The sequence below is a fragment of the Streptomyces sp. NPDC050806 genome, from assembly GCF_055586425.1.
Window position 1 is genome coordinate 39,762 of the sequence record NZ_JBVJIF010000011.1, and the last position, 16,374, is coordinate 56,135.

Sequence of the window (16,374 nt, forward strand, 5' to 3'; positions counted from 1 at the left end):
ACGGTATGGACGACCTGTTCCTTTCGCTGGAACGCGAGTTGGCGGTATTCCTGCGCCGGGCCCGCGCCTCGTCCGGCGAGATGGCCCGCGAGGTGCACCCGGATCTGGAGCCCTCGGCGTACGGGCTGCTGGTCCGACTGGCCGACGCGGGCGAGCAGCGGGCCACCGAACTCGCCTGCTACTTCGGCGTCGGCAAGGCGACCATCAGCCGTCAGCTGCGGGCGCTGGACGACCTCGGGCTGGTCGCCCGCGAGAAGGACCCGGCCGACGGGCGTGCCGTCCTGGTCCGGCTGACCGACGAGGGGCTGGCCCGCTTCACCCGGGTACGCGACGCCCGGCGGGACCGTTATGCCCGCCGGCTCGCCTCCTGGGACCGAGGGGAGATCGGCGAACTGGCGCGGCTCCTCCATCGGTTGAACGATGAACAAGAGCAGGAGCTTCACGAGGAACCGGAGCCGGGCGCCGGGCCCGGCCGGGAGGCGGCGGACGGGTGACGGCGGGGGCGCCGCACGTTGCCGTCGCACCCGCGCCGCCCGTTGCCGTCGCGCCCGCTCCGTCCGTTGCCCGCGCCGCCCTTCGCCGCGCCCGCACCGCGTTCACAGTTCCGCGTACACCACCGCGGCGTCGTCGTGCAGCTTCCCCCGCGGGAAGGACAGTCCGTCGGCGTCCGCGTTCTCCATGGCCCGCACCCGCTCGACGAGCGCCCGCGGCCCCTCCTTGCGCACCACGGCGAGGCAGTCGGTCCAGGTGCCCTCCCGGAACACCTCCACCCAGCGCCCGGCCCCGTCGCTCAGCGCGGTCAGCGAACGGACCCGGTCGCGCGGCACGCTGCCGGTGACCGCCCGCTCCGCGACGGACGGATCGGCGGCCGCCGTCCAGAAGCCCCCCTCGGCGTTGCGCAGCGCCTCGACCGCGGCGACGTACTCGCGGGCCGCCGCCGCCCGTTCGGCGGACCCCTCCGGCAGGGCCCGTACGGCGGCCCGCAGCTCGCCGACCGAGGCCGGCAACTGCGCGAGACGCTCGTCCAGCACCGCCTCGACGGTCCCGTCCGGCGCCTCGACGAGCAGCGCCGAGTCCGACAGCACCAGGTACTCCACGGCGTAACGGGACCAGCGTGCGGCGATGGCCGTTGCCTGCGGAGTCCTGCTGTGAGAAAGGTCACAGGTGTCGCGGTGGGCCGCGGCGGTGCGGCCGATGGCTTCGGCGAGCGCCTCAGTGAGCGTCATGTCGCGGAGCGAACCGGACAGTTCGAGCATCGCGCCCCCGAGGCGTGCGGTGAACCACGGCACGTCGTGGTGGCACCCGAAGTCCTCCGCCGGCGGCGTCACGCCGTCGAGCAGGACGAGCACGCCGCCCTCACCGGACGCGGGCAGCGCGACTGATGCGTAGTCCTCGTTGGGGCGTTGGGGGTCGCCGGGCTCCGTGGCGAGTTCGATGCGCATGCGAGCCAGGATGCCGGAACGGCCGGAAGAGGCCGTCCGGAATGCGCGGTTCGCGTTGCGCGGGGCGGGTGAGGCGCCCGCTCCGGCGCTCCGGGCCGCGGAAAAGCCGCTCCGGAAAATGCGGGCGGGCATCCTGCCAGGACGGCGACGGTTCTCCAAACCCGCCTGCCGATGGCCTACTGTTGCGCCTCACAGAGGAAGTTGATGGTCAACTTCCGATTGATGTTCACTCATTCAGGTGGCCGGGCAAGTGTTGCCGGGCCGCCGCGCGGCACCGGTGAAATGGTCGTATTCCGGATCATGGGGTGGGGTCATTCGCTCACCGGGACGCGCACAGCCGGACTGTTACCCCGGCAGGGGCGTGAGGTGCCGCGGACGCGTCGCAGGTCCGCCCTCCGGGGGAGAACGGCCGGGTCCGCAAGGCCACACGGCGTGGGCAGGCGAGACAGGATTGCGAGCAGCGGTGCGGAAAAAGCGGCTTCGGGGTGACGTGGTGGAGCCGGGAACACCGGCCGGCCCGGCCAGGTCCGGTACGGACGGTGGCCGCGCGGGCGGACGTCCCGCGCGCGTGCGCAACAGGCTCGTGGGGGCCGTGGCGGTGGTCGCCGTCGCCGTCCTCGCGGTCGGCACGCCGGTCATCGCCTCGGCGACACAGGACGTGGACGGCTCCCAGGAGCTGGTCGACCTCGGCGAGCTGAACGCCCGCGCGGTGACCCTGTCCCACTCCCTCGCCGACGAGCGCGACGCCATGACGACGTACGTCGCGACCGGCCGCACCACGCAGAGCGGCGGCGGCGTGTCGGAGGCCCAGCGGGCCCGCGTGGACCGGCAGATCAAGGACCTGCGCGCCGAGGCGGACGAGAGCTCCGCCGAGACCGCGGCGTTCGCCGACGCCGGCAAGCTGCTGAAGACGCTGCCCGAGGTCCGGCAGCAGGGACTGACGGGCCGGGGCACCGCGCTGGACACCTTCAAGTCCTACAGTGCCACCATTCAGGCGCTGGACGCCATTTCGACCGACATCGCCCGCAAGGTGCCGCCCCGCGCGCTCGCCGCCGGCTCCCACGCCCAGGCCCTGCCGCTCCTCGCCCGCGCCACCGAACAGGCCTCCGCCACCCGCGGACTGCTGCTCGCCGCGCTGGCGAGCGGCGGACAGCAGCCGGACCTGTCGGCCGCCGCACAGCAGTCGCACGTCCGCGCGCAGGCCGCGATCGCCGACTTCCGGCAGAGCGCGGACGCGCATTCCCGCGACAGCTACGACCGGACCGTCAACGGCACCGACGTCGACACCGCCGAGCGCTACCTCACCCGGCTCACCGACCAGTCGCGGCTGACCCCCCTCGACCTCCAGCTGAACCGCGAGCGGATCGGGTCCACGCTCACCACCCGCATCGGCCTGATGCGCAGCGTGGAGTCCTCGCTGACCACCGCCGACGTGAAGTCCATGGGCACGCTCCGGGACGACGACGTCACCACGCTGGAGATCCGCATCGGGCTGGTGGGCCTCTGCCTGCTGCTCGCCGTCGGCATCAGCATCTGGTCCGCGCGCACGATGACCCAGCCGCTGTCCGCGCTGCGCCGCGGGGCCGCGCGGGTCGCCGAGGACCCGGCCGACGAGCAGCCCGTCGAGTACAAGGGCCGCAACGACGAGTACGCGCAGACCGTCCGCTCGGTGAACACGCTGCACGCGCAGGTCGCCGAGCTGGCGAAGAAGGCCGCCGAGGCCGAGGGCGAGCGCGCCCGGATGGCGAGCGGCCGCAAGCGGCTGGCCGCCGAGCGCGACGTGCTGCTGGAGGAGCGGGCCGACCTCACCGAACGGCTGGCCGCCCTGCGTTCGGGCGTCAACAACCGTTTCGTCAGCCTGGCGATGCGTACGGTCGGCCTCGTCGAGCGCCAGCTCGGCGTCATCGAGAGCCTGGAGGAGAAGGAGCAGGACCCCGAGCGCCTGGACACCCTCTACAAGCTCGACCACTTCGCCGCCCGGGTCCGCCGCAACAGCGAGAACCTCCTCGTCCTGTCCGGCTCCGAGCACAGCAACCACAACGCCGTGCCGGTGCCGCTGCTGGACGTGCTGCGCGCCTCGATCAGCGAGATCGAGCGGTACGAGCGGGTGCGCATCCAGTCGCTGCCGCCGCACTCCCAGGTCGCCGGCTTCGCCGCCGACGACGTCAGCCACCTGATCTCCGAGCTGCTGGACAACGCCACGGCGTTCTCCCCGCCGGACGCGCACGTCGAGTTGTCCGGCTGGCTGCTGGAGAGCGGCGAACTGATGCTCTCCGTCCAGGACCAGGGCATAGGGATGACCGCCGAGCGGATGGCGGAGCTGAACCAGCGGCTGGCGGACCCGGAGACCGCGACCTCCTCGGAGACCGTCGACGAGGCGCTCGGTCTCGGCCTGTACGTCGTCGTACGGCTCGCCGCGCGGCACGGCGTCCGCGTCCAGCTGCGCGACCAGCAGCAGGGCGGGGTCACCGCCGTCGTGGTGCTGCCGAAGTCCATCCTGCCGACCCGTCCGACGCCGGCCGCCGCCGCGCAGCCCGGCACGGTGCAGGCCGGACCGACCCTCCCGGGTTCGGTCGCCGAGGCCAACTCCAACGCGCTGCCCGCCCGTGGCCAGCGCCCCCTGACGCCGCAGCAGGACCGGCGCCAGGTGGAGCAGGCCGGGCCGCAGGCGCAGCAGGTACAGCAGCCGCAGCACGCGCAGCCGGCTCCGGCCCCCGTCGGCGATCCGCTGACGGATCCCCTGCCGGACCCCCTCACCGGCCCCCTTCCCGGGCAGCATGCCGACCCGCTGATCGAGGCCGCGGAGCGGTCCATCGACGCGGCGGGCCTGGGCCCGGACAGGGCAGCGCCGGGTGCGGGTGCGCCCGACGCGGGGACGCCGGGCGGGTACCCGCAGGCCGGCCCCGCGGCACCGGCGCCGCAGGCACCGTACGGCCCTCACGACCCGGCGGCGCAGGCCCAGGCCCCGGCGGCGCACGCTCCGGAGGCGCAGGCCCCGGCCGCTCCCCGGACGCCTGCCGCGGCCGGCCCCGAGGGGTACGCGCCGACGGCCGGTGCCGGGCGCCCGGGAGTACCGGACTTCTCCGGTGACCCCGACGGCGAGCCGGACACCGGCGGTGCGCCGGCCGGCCGGTCGCCGTACGTCGCCGACGAGGACCGGGCCGCCGCCGCGCCGTCCCCGTACGACGACGGCGCCGAGCACAGCCGGGCCGGGACCGAGGAGGAGCCGCCCGCACGGCGGCTCACCGACATGGGGCTGCCCAAGCGCACGCCCCGCGTCGTGGCACAGCGGCCGCCGAGTGCCCCGCGCCAGAGCGGCGGGGTGAACGCCGAAGCGCTGCGGCGCCGGCTGGGCGGTTTCCAGCAAGGGGCGCGCGAGGGCCGCCGGGACGTGGCCGCCGAGATCGCGGAGCACACGGCGGACCGGACCATCCCACAAACGGACACCGACGGAGCGGGGGCCCCGGGAGAGAGTCACGTTGTCGAGGAGGCACGCGATTGATGGCGCAAGCGCCCACTGCTTACGGACTGAGCAGCCAGGCACGGAATCTGCAGTGGCTGTTGTCCAATCTGGTCGACGAGGTGCCGGGCATCCGTTCGGTGGCCGTGGTGTCGTCGGACGGACTGCTGCTGCTGGCCTCCGACCCGGAGCTGGCCGAGGGGGCCGCTGACACCGGGGCCCCGCGCGGCCCGCGGGGGTCCAGCGCGGACCTGGCCACCATCGTCTCCGGCGTCGGCAGCCTCACCAACGGTGCGGCGAAGCTGATGGACGGCGGAACGGTCAAGCAGACGATGATCGCCATGGACGAGGGCAGCCTGTTCGTCAGCTACATCAGCGACGGTTCGCTGCTCGGCGTGCACGCGACCCCCGACTGCGACATGAGTGTCGTCGCGTACCACATGGCGCTCTTCGTCGGCCGGGCCGGCCATGTCCTCACCCCCGAACTCCGCAGCGAACTGCGCAAGTCGATGGAGAGCGTCCAGTGAGTACCGCACCCAAACTCCCCACACGAGGCGGGGACAGGAAACCCGCGCGTGTGCGGCCGTATTCGCTCACGGGCGGCCGCACCCGCTTCGGACACGTCCTGCTCGTGGAGACCTTCGTGGCCGCGCTGGACGCGCCCGAGGAGCGCCGCGAGCTGACCGCGGGCGCCTGGGCCGACCGCGTGATGCCCGAGATGCGCGCCATCGTCGAACTGTGCCGCCGGATGCGGTCCGTCGCGGAGATCTCCGCGCTGCTCAAAATGCCGCTGGGCGTGGTCCGCGTCCTGCTCAGCGACCTCGCCGACCAGGGAAAGATCCGCGTCTACGGCTCCGGTCACGGCACCGGCCAGCCCGACCGCGCGCTGCTTGAGAGGGTGCTGAGTGGACTTCGCAGGCTCTGAGACGATGACGGCGAGCGCCGGGACGCCTGCCGCCGACGAAGGGCTGCAGAGCTGGCAGACGGACCGCACGCGGGCCCCCATCGCCACCAAGATCGTGGTGGCGGGCGGGTTCGGCGTCGGCAAGACGACCTTCGTCGGGTCGGTCTCCGAGATCACGCCGCTGCAGACCGAAGCGGTGATGACGCAGGCCAGTGAGGACACCGACGACCTGACGGCCACCCCGGAGAAGACCACGACCACGGTCGCGATGGACTTCGGCCGCATCACGCTCGACCAGGACCTGGTGCTGTACCTCTTCGGTACGCCGGGTCAGCAGCGGTTCTGGTTCATGTGGGACGACCTGGTCCGGGGTGCCATCGGCGCGATAGTGATGGCGGACACCCGGCGGCTGGAGGACTGCTTCCCCGCTCTCGACTACTTCGAGAGCTGCGGTCTTCCGTACGTCGTCGCCGTCAACCACTTCGAGGGGACCGCCGAATACGCGGTCGATGACGTGCGCGAGGCCCTTTCCGTACCGCTCGACGTGCCCGTGGTGATCATGGATGCACGGAATCGGATCACGGTCGTGGAGTCCTTGCTCACTCTCGTCGCGCATGCCCTGGAGTTGACCCCCGAATAGGTTCGCACCGCTCGCGAGCCCCAGCAGAGAAGAGCACCACCATGCGGAAGATACTCATCATCGGAGCCGGCCAGTCCGGTCTCCAGCTGGCCCTCGGACTGCAGTCCCAGGGCTATGAGGTCACCCTCATGTCCAATCGCACCGCCGACGAGATCCGTTCAGGGCGGGTCATGTCGACGCAGTGCATGTTCCACACCGCCCTCCAGTACGAGCGCGACCTTCAGATCAACTTCTGGGAGAGCCAGGCCCCGCGCATCGAGGGCCTGGGGGTCTCCGTCGCCGCACCGGGCAGCCACGAGTCCCCCGAGGGCACGCAGCGCGCCATCGACTGGGTCGGCAAGCTCGACGGGTACGCGCAGTCCGTCGACCAGCGCGTGAAGATGGCCGGCTGGATGGAGACCTTCGCGCAGCGCGGCGGTCAGCTCGTCATCCACGGCGCCGCCGTCTCCGACCTCGACTTCTTCGCCTCCCGCTACGACCTGACGCTGGTCTCGGCGGGCAAGGGCGAGCTGGTGTCCATGTTCGGCCGGGACGCCTCGCGTTCCCCGTACGACACCCCGCAGCGCGCGCTGGCCGTCGCGTACGTGCACGGCATGGGCCCCCGCCCGGAGCACCCCGAGTTCGACGCGGTGCGCTGCAACCTCGTGCCCGGCGTCGGCGAGCTGTTCGTCATGCCGACGTACACGACGTCCGGCCGTGCCGACATCCTCTTCTGGGAGGGCATCCCCGGCGGCCCGCTGGACGCCTTCCAGGGTGTGAAGGACCCCAACGAGCACCTGGCGCTCACGCTGGAGCTGCTGGAGAAGTTCGTGCCGTGGGAGTACGCGCGCTCCACGAAGGTCGAGCTGACCGACGCGAACGGCACGCTGGCCGGCCGGTACGCGCCGACCGTCCGCAACCCCATCGGCAAGCTGCCCTCGGGCGGCCTGGTGCTCGGCGTGGCCGACGTGGTCGTGGCCAACGACCCGATCACGGGCCAGGGCTCGAACTCCGCGTCCAAGTGCGCCAAGGCGTACCTCGACTCGATCATCGAGCACGGTGACAAGCCGTTCGACGCGGACTTCATGCAGGCCACCTTCGACCGGTACTGGAACACCGCCCAGCACGTCACCAAGTGGACGAACGCGATGCTGGCCCCGCCGCCGGAGCACGTCCTGAACCTCATCGGCGCGGCCGGCCAGCTCCAGCCGGCGGCCGATCGTTTCGCCAATGGCTTCAACGACCCCTCCGACTTCGAGAACTTCTTCTATGAGCCGGAGAAGACGGGCGCGTACCTCGCGTCGCTGACGGCCTGACGCAACGGTCTCGGAACGACAGAGCGGGGCGGCTCCCTCGGGGGGGAGCCGCCCCGCTGTCGTGCGGGGACCGTCAGTCGCCGGGTGCGGAGGAGTCGCCGTAGCCCGTGTCGTCGCCGTCCGTGGCGCCGTCCGGGATCTCGGGCGGGGTGTAGTCCTTCAGGCTCGGGGCGTTCTCGTCGGGGCGGACGGCGCCCAGGAGGGGGTTGGCGGCGATCGGGGAGATCTTGACCTGGGCGTTGGGGCGGGGGGCCTGGACGACCATGCCCTCGCCGATGTACATCGCCACGTGCGTCGCGCCCGGGAAGTAGATGATCAGGTCGCCGGGGCGGAGCTTGCGCAGGCTGACGTGCGGCAGCTGCTTCCACTGCTCCTGGCTCGTGCGGGGGATGGGCTTCCCGGCGTGCGCCCAGGCCTGGCTGGTCAGCCCGGAGCAGTCGAAGGAGTCCGGGCCCTCGGCACCCCAGACGTACGGCTTGCCGACCTGCGTCAGCGCGTACGCCATGGCCCGCTGGCCGCCCTTCGACGGGGCCTGCGGGCCGCCGAGCTTTCCGGAGCCGAGGAACGCCCGCTGCGCGTCCTTCATGTCGGCCCGCTCCAGCCGGCTCAGCTCCGCCAGCTGCTCGGGCGAGAGGGAGGAGAGCATGGCCTCCACCTCGCGCAGCCGGCTCTCGACCTGCGCCTTCTGCTTCTTCTGCTTCTCGGCCAGGGACTTCTTCTTGTCCAGTGCCTTCTTCGCCTCGGTCGCCAGCCGGTCGGCCTTCTCGGCGCTGCCGGCGAGCCGGGTGACGGTGTCGGCCTGGTGGCCGGCCGCCTCCTTGAGCAGATGGCCGCGGTCCAGCGCCTGCTCGGGGTCCTTGGAGAGCAGGAACTGCACGTACGGGGAGAGGCCGCCGGGTCCTGAGCCGGTGTACTGCTCGCGCGCCAGCCGGCCGGCGTCCGCGCGGCCCTGCGCCAGGTCGGCGCGGGCGTCCTTCAGCCGGCCGTCCAGCTTCTTGGACCGCTTCGCCTGCGCCTTGAGGTCCTCCTCGGTGGCGTTGTACGCCTCGCTGGCCGCCTCCGTCTGCTGGTACAGCTTCTGCAGCCGGGTCAGCAGCTCGCTCACGGGGATGTCGGGCGGCGCGGGCCGCGGCGCCGCGTACCCGGGAGCCGCGGGCAGTGCCGCGGCGGCAGCGCCCAGCAGAGCCACCGTCCCCACCGACCGCCGGAACCGTCCCCGCACCCTGCACCTCCGCTCTGGACCGACCATCCGATACGTTCGGATGGTGCCACGCGGCACTCCTGCCCGCTCAGGGAGCGGGCGAACCGGGGGACGGGCGTCACCCGATCAGCCGCCGTCGTGCGAGGGAAGAACGCCCGGCGGATGCCGGAAGTTCCGTCAATGCCTCCGCGACCACGGCCACTTGGGCCGCCCCTCACCCGGTCGCGCATCCGCCGCGTACGTGTACACCCAGCCGCGCGGCAGCCCGAGCCGTCCGGTGGGGCCCGGCTCGCGCCGGTAGACGTGCACCGTGTCCGGCGCGCCGTCCGTGCCCGGGACCGGGATCTCGTACCGGGCGGGCGGCCGGCCGGTCGCGCCGACCAGGACCGGCAGCACCCGGCCGTCCAGGGGGCCGCCGACGAAGGGCGTGTTCTCGCTTCTCACGCGGTCAGTGTCACATCAGGGCCGCGCCCGGCGGCCGTGCGCCGGGTTCAGAGCAGGTGGGCGGCGTCCCCGAGGGCCGGTGCCAGCCGCCGCACGAGGGTGCCGACCGGGCCCTCGCGGGTCTCGGCCGCCAGCGCGGCGGCCGCGATCCGCGCGGTCTCCTCGTCCGTCGCCGAGGTCACGACGATCAGCGCCACGAAGTGGTCGACCAGCCAGTCGCGCAGCTCGTCCAGCGGCGGCCGCTTCTCCTCGTCCACCCAGATCAGCGAGGCGGCCTCGACGGCGGTGATCCACGTACGGACCATCATCCGCAGCCGGGGGCCGGGCTCGGGCGCGCCGAGGTGGTGCAGGATCTGCTCGGCGGCCGTGCGCCGTACCTCGTCGACGATGGCGTCGGTACGGGCCGTCTCCACCACGCTGCCGCCCTGGAGCAGGGCGCTGAACCCGGTGTCGTGCTGGTCGACGAAGGCGAGGTAGCGGTCCAGGGCGCGGCCCAGCCGCTCGGTCAGCGGGCCGGTCTCCGCCTCGGCGAAGCAGCCTTCGAGGTCGTCGGCCGCACTGCGCAGCGCGGCCTCGTACAACTGCTGCTTGCCGCCGGGGAAGTACCGGTAGACCAGCGGCCGGGAGACCTCGGCGGCGTTCGCCACGTCGTCCAACGACACGTCCTCCGGCGCCCGTTGGGCAAAGAGGCCGAGCGCCGCCGTCAGCAGCTGGGCACGCCGCTCCGCCACGCTCAGCCGCCGGTAGGCGGGGCGGGGGACTGCTGGGGCGGTGCCGCTGCCGTTCATGAACAGCAGCGTAACCGCACCGTTCTCCTCGGTCCGGGGGTGGTTGGTCTCCGTAGCTTCCTCAGGCCAGCAGGCCGGAGGTCTGCCAGAGCTTGCGGCCGGCACCGCGCAGCACGCCGATCTCGTCCAGGAAGTCGGTCAGCCGCTTGGCGCCGGTCTGCATGACCTCGCGCCGGTGGCCGCTGGCCTTCACCTGGGCGACGGCCTCCGCGCGGTTCAGCCCGACGTTCGTGTAGACCAGCGGATTGATGAACGCCTGCGAGAAGACGCGGGCGAACTCGCCGGAGGTGAGCCGGGTGAACTCGCAGCTCCAGCGGGGCGCGGTGGTCATCTGGCGGCGCAGTTCCTCACGGGCGTACCGGACGTGCCGCGCCTCCTCCACGACGTGGATCCGGGTCACGCCGCGGACCAGCGGCTGGATGCGCTCGTCGGGGAAGGTGAGCCGCTGCATCCAGTCCAGGATCTCCTCGCCGAGGAGGGTCGCGGTGAACGAACCGGGCGTGGTGGAGACCGTCTTGAAGAGCCGGCCGAGGTTGTGGTGGGTCTTCGAGACGGGGTAGACGGGCGCCCCGCTGCGGCTTATCAGCCTGGCGAACATGTTGGAGTGCCGGCACTCGTCGGCTATCTCGGTGAGCGCGTAGCGCACGTGCGAGCTGGTCGGCGACTTGTCGTAGATGTGCCGGGTGAGCAGCTGCATCAGGATGATCTCGAACCAGATGCCGAGGGAGGCCAGGGACGCCGCCTCGTGCTTGGAGAGTTCGATGCGCTGTTCCTCGGGCATGCGATGCCACAGCGGGGTGTCGTAGAGGGAGACCAGCTCCGGGGGCCAGAACCACTTCCCCTCCACCATCGGCGCGTCCCAGTCCAGCTCGGTGTCCGGGTCGAACGAGTGCTTCGCGGAGGAGTCCAGCAGGCGCTCGGCGACCTGCTCGCGGTCCTTGAGCAGTCCGAGCGCGTCCCGCAGGACCTCGGTCTCCGCCGTACTGATGTCGGGAGCTGTCGTCATGACTGTGGGTACCTCGCTCATGGGGTTACCGGCGGTCACGTCTTATGAGACTGCGCGTCAGTAAGGCCGTCAATCCCCCGCGCACGACTTATTGACCCGTCGGTAAGGTGCGTGTGAGCCTGCCAACTACCGGACGCGCCGCGGCGTCCGGACCCGAGGAGGCTCCCCATGTCCACGCATGACCTCTACGTCACCGCTCCGGGTGAGTCGCTGTGGCAGGTGCCCGCGACCGGCGCGGCCCGTTTCACCTGGGAGTACGACGACGGGCGCGACCGCCTCCTCGCCCTGTACAAGAAGGGCAAGGACAAGCAGTGGGACGCGGACCTGCGCATCGACTGGGACCTGGAGGTCGACCCGCACGACCCGCTCGGCACGCCCGACGAGTCCATGTCCCTGTACGGCACGAAGTACTGGGACCGGATGTCGCAGAAGGAGCGCGGGGAGCTGCGGCAGCACTACACCTCCTGGCAGTTCAGCCAGTTCCTCCACGGTGAGCAGGGCGCGATGGTCTGCGCGGCGCGGATCGTGGAGTCGGTGCCGGACCTGGACGCGAAGTTCTACTCCGCGACCCAGACCATGGACGAGGCGCGGCACGCCGAGATCTACAGCCGCTTCCTCCAGGAGAAGATCGGGATGCTCTACCCGATCAACGACAACCTCCAGTCGCTGCTGAACGACACCCTCAAGGACTCCCGCTGGGACATGCCCTACCTCGGCATGCAGGTCCTCATCGAGGGCCTGGCCCTGGCCGCCTTCGGCATGATCCGCGACACCACCAACAAGCCGCTCCCGAAGCAGATACTCGCGTACGTCATGCAGGACGAGGCCCGCCACGTAGCCTTCGGGCGGATGGCGCTGCGCGACTACTACAAGCAGCTCACCGAGGCCGAGCTGCGCGAGCGCGAGGACTTCGTCATCGAGGGCTGCTACCTGATGCGCGACCGGCTGCGCGGCCTCGAAGTGCTGGAGAACTGGGGCATACCCAAGGCGGAGGCCGAGGAGTTCACCGAGCAGTCCGAGTTCCTGCACCTCTTCCGGAAGCTGCTCTTCAGCCGCATCGTCCCGTGCGTGAAGGACATCGGCCTGTGGGGCAAGCGGCTCCAGCAGACCTACCTCGACATGGGCGTCTTCGACCTCGGCGACTCCAACCTGGACCTGCTGATGGCCCAGGACGAGGAGGTGGCCGAGAAGCTGGACGCGGAACGCTTCGCGGCCGAGGAGGCGGCCCGTACCGCCGAGGTGGCCGAGGCGATCGAGCGCGGTGGCGCCGCGTAGTGTCCGGAAGACCCCGGCGGCCCGGCCTGCCGCGGTCGGCGTCCGGCTGGACGATGGCCGTCTTCGGCGCCTGCGCGCTGGTGATGGGCGCGGCCGGGCTGGTCGCGCCCGGCGCGCTGCTCGCCTCGCTCGGCTTCGCAGACCCGGCCGTACGCGCCCCCGCCGACCACACCCGCGCCTTTCTCACCGCGTCCTCGATGGCCTCGTTCAACATGGGCGCGTACTACCTGCTCGCCGCCGCGGCCGACTGGCGGGCCTTCTTCCGCTGGACCGTGCCCTTCCGCCTGCTGACCTGCGCCGTCTTCACGGGTGTCGTGATCGGCGGCGCGGTGCCGGCGGGCTTCCTGGGCGTGGGCCTGTGGGAGGGCGCGGGCGCGGCGGCGACCGGGTACGCGCTGTTCAGGGAGCGGCGGGGGACGTCGTAGTACGTGCCGGCTCAGAGAGCGGCAGGAAACGTCGTACGGAGGCTGAAGGAGCGCGGGGCCGGGCCGTGCTCCCGCAGGTGCAGCAGGCGCTCCTCGGCCTCCGCGACGGTCGGCTCGTGGCCCGGCGCGACCCACCACAGCGCGGTCATCGCCTCGTCGACCTTCTCGAACCACTCGCGTCGCCGCGCCAGGAACTCCCGGTGCAGACCGGTGTACATGAAGGCGGTGAGCGCGGGGACGTCCCGCCACACCGACATGTTCACGATCAGCCACTCGTCGCCGAAGATGCTGATGTCGGTGGCGTCCCCGCCCTCCGACTTCAGCCGCCACAGGAACCCGTCGGCGGCCTCGGCCAGCGCGTTCACCGGGTCCAGCCCGTCGACGAACGCCTTGAGTTCGGGGGAGTCCAGTGGCGCCTTGAGCCGGGCGATGTTGACCTGGGCCAGTACGGGTAAGGGCGCGGGCTGCGGCGTCGCCGCTGATGACGTGACCATGCCCGCACCTTAGCCAGGGGGCGCGGGCACGGTCAGCGGGCCGTCCGCATCGTGGTCAGCGGCGTCCCGAGCGGGCCAGCCAGCGGCCCTCGTGGCGGGTGACCTCGATCGGGCGGCCGAAGCACGCCGTCATCCCGTCCCCGGTCAGCACCTCCTCGACCGGCCCCTTCGCCTGGACGCGGCCGTCGCGGAGCAGGACCGCGTGGCCGATGGCCGGCGACAGCTCCTCCAGGTGGTGGGTCACGGTGATCGTCGCCAGTTCCGGCCGGTTCAGGGCCAGTTGGTGCATGGTGTCGATCAAGTCCTCGCGGGACGGCAGGTCGAGCGCGTTGAACGGCTCGTCGAGCAGCAGCAGCGAGGGGTCGGCCATCAGCGCGCGGGCGATGAGCAGCCGGGCCCGCTGCCCGCCCGAGCACACCCCGTACGGCCGGTCCGCCAGCTCCTTGCAGTCCAGCTCGGTCAGCAGCGCGTGGGCGCGGTCCCGCACGGCACCGTCGTACTTCTTCCACAGCGGCTGCACGGTGCCGCTGGCGCCGGTGAGGACGACCGTGTGCCCGGGAAGGTCCTGCGGCACCTTCTGCGCGCTGGAGACCAGCCCGATCGCGGCCCGCAGCTCCCGTACGTCGACCGTGCCGAGCCGGTGCCCGAGCACCTCGACGGTGCCGGTGGTGGGGAACATCAGCGCGCCGACCAGGCGGAGGATGGTGGTCTTCCCGGCACCGTTCGCGCCGAGCAGCGCCCAGTGCTCGCCGTTGCGTACGGACCAGTCGATGTCGTCGAGGATGACCTGGCCGGTGGTGATGCGGCGGACGCTCGCCCCCGAAAGGGCGGCGATCACACGCTCCTGGGTGTCGTCCGATGCGCTCATGCGCGGCAGGTTAGCTGCATTGGGCATGTTTATGCGGAGGTGTCCGGCGGCTGGAACGGAACACGCCCGGCCCCGGCCACCGCACGCCGCCCGCGCGCCGCGCGTCACCCCGAGCCGTACGCCGCCACGGTCCTCAGTTCCCGGCCAGTCCGAGCAGCCCCCGCATCCGCGCGTACTTCGCCGTCAGCCGGTCCCGGGTCGCCGGGTCCAGGACGGCCAGCCGGTCCGGATCCGCGTTGTGCGCGAGGTCGGCCTCCTTGACCAGCAGCGCGCCGGGCGTGGCCAGGATCCGCGCGGCGTACTCCTCCGGCGGCTCACCCGCCCGCTTCGTGACGGCCAGGATCATGTCCTTCGTGGCCCGCGTCAGCGCCGCCTCCGCCAGCCACTTCGCCGACAGCGCGTCGTCCTCCACCGAGTCGTGCAGCCACGCCGCCGCGATCTGCTCGGCACTCCCGCCCCGCGCCCGCACCCCCGCCGCCACCGCCGCCAGATGCTCGGCGTACGGCCGCCCGGCCTTGTCCGTCTGCCCCTCGTGCGCGCGCCGCGCCAGCGCCTCCACCTCGGACAGTGTCAGCAATCCCGTGTCAGTCATGGGGGCATTGTCCCCCGGGGTGCGGCGGGCCGGGGCGCGCGGTGGGAGCGCCTGCGGAGCCCGGGTTCACTGGTCGAGCGCCGCGCGCATGACCTGCCGGGCGATCGGGGCCGCGCTGCCGCCGCCGCTGATGTCGGCGCGGTTCGCCGACGCGTCCTCGACCACGACGGCCACCGCGACGGCAGGGACTTCCGCGCCGTCCGCCTGCGCCCAGGAGAGGAACCAGGCATACGGGGTGCCGGAGTTGCCGACGCCGTGCTGGGCGGTGCCGGTCTTGCCGCCGACGGTCGCGCCGGGGATGGCCGCCTTCGTACCGGTGCCCTTGGTGACCACGTCGGTCATCAGCGCGCGGAGCCGCCGTGCGGTGTCCTCGCTCATCGCGCGGTGCAGGCGGCGCGAACGGGTGTGGGTGCGGGTGTTCCCCCGCGCGTCGGTCAGCCGGTCCACCAGGAACGGGCGCCGCAGATCACCGTCGTTGGCGACCGCGGCGGCGACCATCGCCATCTGGAGCGGGGTGGCGGCGGTGTTGTACTGGCCGATGGAGGAGAGCGCGAGCTGCGCGTCGTCCATGTCGGTGTCGAAGGTGCTCTCGGCGACCCGCGACGGGATCATCAGCCCGTCGTCGTTGAAGCCGAACTTCTCGGCCGTGTCCGCCATTCCGTCCGGCCCGACGTCCACGCCCAGGCGCGCGAAGACGGTGTTGCAGGAGACCTCGAAGGCGCGCCGCAGCGTGGCGTCCTCGCAGCCGCCCGCCTCGTTGGTGAGCCGGGTGGAGGTGCCGGGCAGGGTGTACGGGCTCGGGGTGTCCGTGGCCGCGTCGGGGTCCTCCACCACGCCGTGCTCCAGCGCCGCCGCCGCGGTGACGACCTTGAACGTCGAGCCGGGCGGATAGGTCTGGCGCAGCGCCCGGTTGAGCATCGGCCGGTCGGCGTCCGCGTTGAGCCGGGTCCAGGCGTCGGTGGTGGCGGGGCCGCTGCCGGACAGCCGGCCGGGGTCGTACGAGGGCGTGCTGACCAGGGCGAGGATCTTCCCGGTCGCCGGTTCCACGGCGGCGACCGCGCCCTTCTTGCCGCCCAGGCCCTCGTAAGCGGCTCGCTGCAGCGCCGGGGCGATGGTGGTGACCACGTCACCGGCCGGCTGCTGTTCGCGGGTGAGGGCGGTCCGGAGCGGGACGGGCGAGAGCCGGGCGTCGGTGCCGGAGAGGATCCCGTCCTCGGCGTTCTCCAGGAGAGAGGTGCCGTAGACCTGCGAGGCGTACCCGGTCACCGGCGCGTACAGCGGTCCCTGGGTGTAGGTACGGGCGTACCGCAGTGTGCCGCCGCTGTCCCGGGAGCCGGTCACGGGCCGGTCGCCGACCACGATGGCACCCCGCGGCTGGTCGTACCGCTGGAGGTCGGCCCGGCGGTTGGCGGGGTTGCGGGCGTACTCCTCGGAGTTGAGGAGCTGCACACGGGCGGCGTTCAGGAGCAGCAGGACCAGGAGGAGGAGACAGAACGCCGAGGTACGTCGGATGTGGCGGATCACCGGTCGGCTCCGATCC

General features: G+C 72.2%; 17 protein-coding genes. 8 read left to right on the forward strand and 9 right to left on the reverse strand.

Features of this window, described 5'->3' with window-relative positions:
• Positions 1 to 5 precede the first annotated feature (5 nt).
• Positions 6 to 494, forward strand: a complete 489-nt coding sequence (locus tag ACZ6WH_RS31830; RefSeq protein ID WP_469733206.1) for a MarR family winged helix-turn-helix transcriptional regulator — start codon at positions 6 to 8, stop codon at positions 492 to 494.
• Positions 495 to 596: 102 nt separating this feature from the next.
• Here the strand turns inward: ACZ6WH_RS31830 and ACZ6WH_RS31835 are convergent, their stop codons facing one another.
• Positions 597 to 1,442: a hypothetical protein gene (locus ACZ6WH_RS31835; protein WP_469732778.1), complete on the reverse strand. Its 846-nt coding sequence runs from the start codon at positions 1,440 to 1,442 to the stop codon at positions 597 to 599.
• Between the two features lie 568 nt (positions 1,443 to 2,010).
• On the opposite strand from ACZ6WH_RS31835, the gene ACZ6WH_RS31840 reads away from it, so the two are divergent.
• The 5 genes from ACZ6WH_RS31840 to ACZ6WH_RS31860 are packed head-to-tail and all read left to right on the forward strand — an operon-like array spanning position 2,011 to position 7,741.
• Positions 2,011 to 4,944, forward strand: coding sequence for a sensor histidine kinase (locus ACZ6WH_RS31840; protein ID WP_469732780.1), 2,934 nt, complete (start codon positions 2,011 to 2,013; stop codon positions 4,942 to 4,944).
• A complete protein-coding gene (locus tag ACZ6WH_RS31845; RefSeq protein WP_432858759.1) occupies positions 4,944 to 5,429 on the forward strand; it encodes a roadblock/LC7 domain-containing protein in 486 nt (161 codons plus the stop codon). Before ACZ6WH_RS31840 ends, ACZ6WH_RS31845 begins: the two co-directional genes overlap by 1 nt.
• Entirely contained in the window at positions 5,426 to 5,827 is a 402-nt protein-coding gene (locus tag ACZ6WH_RS31850; RefSeq protein WP_432858761.1) for a DUF742 domain-containing protein, read from the forward strand. Before ACZ6WH_RS31845 ends, ACZ6WH_RS31850 begins: the two co-directional genes overlap by 4 nt.
• Positions 5,828 to 5,831: 4 nt before the next feature.
• Positions 5,832 to 6,446, forward strand: a complete 615-nt coding sequence (locus ACZ6WH_RS31855) for a GTP-binding protein (protein WP_432858763.1) — start codon at positions 5,832 to 5,834, stop codon at positions 6,444 to 6,446.
• A gap of 41 nt (positions 6,447 to 6,487) precedes the next feature.
• On the forward strand, positions 6,488 to 7,741 hold the full coding sequence (locus ACZ6WH_RS31860) for a styrene monooxygenase/indole monooxygenase family protein (protein ID WP_432858765.1): 1,254 nt from the start codon (positions 6,488 to 6,490) through the stop codon (positions 7,739 to 7,741).
• Between the two features lie 73 nt (positions 7,742 to 7,814).
• Here ACZ6WH_RS31860 and ACZ6WH_RS31865 read toward each other — a convergent pair whose 3' ends face one another.
• The 4 genes from ACZ6WH_RS31865 to ACZ6WH_RS31880 form a co-directional block, all read right to left on the reverse strand.
• Positions 7,815 to 8,939 carry a C40 family peptidase gene (locus ACZ6WH_RS31865; protein WP_469732783.1) on the reverse strand — a complete coding sequence of 375 codons (1,125 nt, stop codon included), beginning with the start codon at positions 8,937 to 8,939 and terminating at the stop codon, positions 7,815 to 7,817.
• A 180-nt stretch (positions 8,940 to 9,119) separates the two neighbouring features.
• Complete coding sequence (locus tag ACZ6WH_RS31870) at positions 9,120 to 9,386, reverse strand: hypothetical protein (RefSeq protein WP_469732785.1); 267 nt, start codon at positions 9,384 to 9,386, stop codon at positions 9,120 to 9,122.
• 47 nt (positions 9,387 to 9,433) lie between these two features.
• A complete protein-coding gene (locus ACZ6WH_RS31875) occupies positions 9,434 to 10,174 on the reverse strand; it encodes a TetR/AcrR family transcriptional regulator (protein WP_469732787.1) in 741 nt (246 codons plus the stop codon).
• Between the two features lie 61 nt (positions 10,175 to 10,235).
• Positions 10,236 to 11,180 carry an AurF N-oxygenase family protein gene (locus ACZ6WH_RS31880; protein ID WP_432858771.1) on the reverse strand — a complete coding sequence of 315 codons (945 nt, stop codon included), beginning with the start codon at positions 11,178 to 11,180 and terminating at the stop codon, positions 10,236 to 10,238.
• A 168-nt stretch (positions 11,181 to 11,348) separates the two neighbouring features.
• Here ACZ6WH_RS31880 and ACZ6WH_RS31885 point away from each other — a divergent pair, with 168 nt between their 5' ends.
• Both ACZ6WH_RS31885 and ACZ6WH_RS31890 read left to right on the forward strand, forming a co-directional pair.
• Positions 11,349 to 12,455, forward strand: coding sequence for a ferritin-like domain-containing protein (locus ACZ6WH_RS31885; protein ID WP_432858773.1), 1,107 nt, complete (start codon positions 11,349 to 11,351; stop codon positions 12,453 to 12,455).
• Between the two features lie 53 nt (positions 12,456 to 12,508).
• Entirely contained in the window at positions 12,509 to 12,880 is a 372-nt protein-coding gene (locus ACZ6WH_RS31890; protein ID WP_469733208.1) for a hypothetical protein, read from the forward strand.
• A gap of 11 nt (positions 12,881 to 12,891) precedes the next feature.
• On the opposite strand, the gene ACZ6WH_RS31895 is transcribed toward ACZ6WH_RS31890, so the two are convergent.
• The 4 genes from ACZ6WH_RS31895 to ACZ6WH_RS31910 form a co-directional block, all read right to left on the reverse strand.
• A complete protein-coding gene (locus ACZ6WH_RS31895; RefSeq protein WP_469732790.1) occupies positions 12,892 to 13,374 on the reverse strand; it encodes a DUF3291 domain-containing protein in 483 nt (160 codons plus the stop codon).
• Positions 13,375 to 13,429: 55 nt separating this feature from the next.
• On the reverse strand, positions 13,430 to 14,242 hold the full coding sequence (locus tag ACZ6WH_RS31900; RefSeq protein WP_432858777.1) for an ABC transporter ATP-binding protein: 813 nt from the start codon (positions 14,240 to 14,242) through the stop codon (positions 13,430 to 13,432).
• Between the two features lie 133 nt (positions 14,243 to 14,375).
• Complete coding sequence (locus ACZ6WH_RS31905) at positions 14,376 to 14,834, reverse strand: HD domain-containing protein (RefSeq protein ID WP_469732792.1); 459 nt, start codon at positions 14,832 to 14,834, stop codon at positions 14,376 to 14,378.
• A gap of 66 nt (positions 14,835 to 14,900) precedes the next feature.
• Positions 14,901 to 16,358, reverse strand: a complete 1,458-nt coding sequence (locus ACZ6WH_RS31910) for a penicillin-binding transpeptidase domain-containing protein (RefSeq protein WP_469732794.1) — start codon at positions 16,356 to 16,358, stop codon at positions 14,901 to 14,903.
• Positions 16,359 to 16,374 lie beyond the last annotated feature (16 nt).

Coding starts and splice junctions, on each gene's coding strand:
- ACZ6WH_RS31845 (WP_432858759.1), top strand. CDS start 4,944: ATGGCGCAAGCGCCCACTGCTTACGGACTGAGCAGCCAGGCACGGAAT.
- ACZ6WH_RS31895 (WP_469732790.1), bottom strand. CDS start 13,374: ATGGTCACGTCATCAGCGGCGACGCCGCAGCCCGCGCCCTTACCCGTA.
- ACZ6WH_RS31855 (WP_432858763.1), top strand. CDS start 5,832: ATGACGGCGAGCGCCGGGACGCCTGCCGCCGACGAAGGGCTGCAGAGC.
- ACZ6WH_RS31885 (WP_432858773.1), top strand. CDS start 11,349: ATGTCCACGCATGACCTCTACGTCACCGCTCCGGGTGAGTCGCTGTGG.
- ACZ6WH_RS31875 (WP_469732787.1), bottom strand. CDS start 10,174: ATGAACGGCAGCGGCACCGCCCCAGCAGTCCCCCGCCCCGCCTACCGG.
- ACZ6WH_RS31880 (WP_432858771.1), bottom strand. CDS start 11,180: ATGACGACAGCTCCCGACATCAGTACGGCGGAGACCGAGGTCCTGCGG.
- ACZ6WH_RS31830 (WP_469733206.1), top strand. CDS start 6: ATGGACGACCTGTTCCTTTCGCTGGAACGCGAGTTGGCGGTATTCCTG.
- ACZ6WH_RS31905 (WP_469732792.1), bottom strand. CDS start 14,834: ATGACTGACACGGGATTGCTGACACTGTCCGAGGTGGAGGCGCTGGCG.
- ACZ6WH_RS31835 (WP_469732778.1), bottom strand. CDS start 1,442: ATGCGCATCGAACTCGCCACGGAGCCCGGCGACCCCCAACGCCCCAAC.
- ACZ6WH_RS31860 (WP_432858765.1), top strand. CDS start 6,488: ATGCGGAAGATACTCATCATCGGAGCCGGCCAGTCCGGTCTCCAGCTG.
- ACZ6WH_RS31890 (WP_469733208.1), top strand. CDS start 12,509: ATGGCCGTCTTCGGCGCCTGCGCGCTGGTGATGGGCGCGGCCGGGCTG.
- ACZ6WH_RS31900 (WP_432858777.1), bottom strand. CDS start 14,242: ATGAGCGCATCGGACGACACCCAGGAGCGTGTGATCGCCGCCCTTTCG.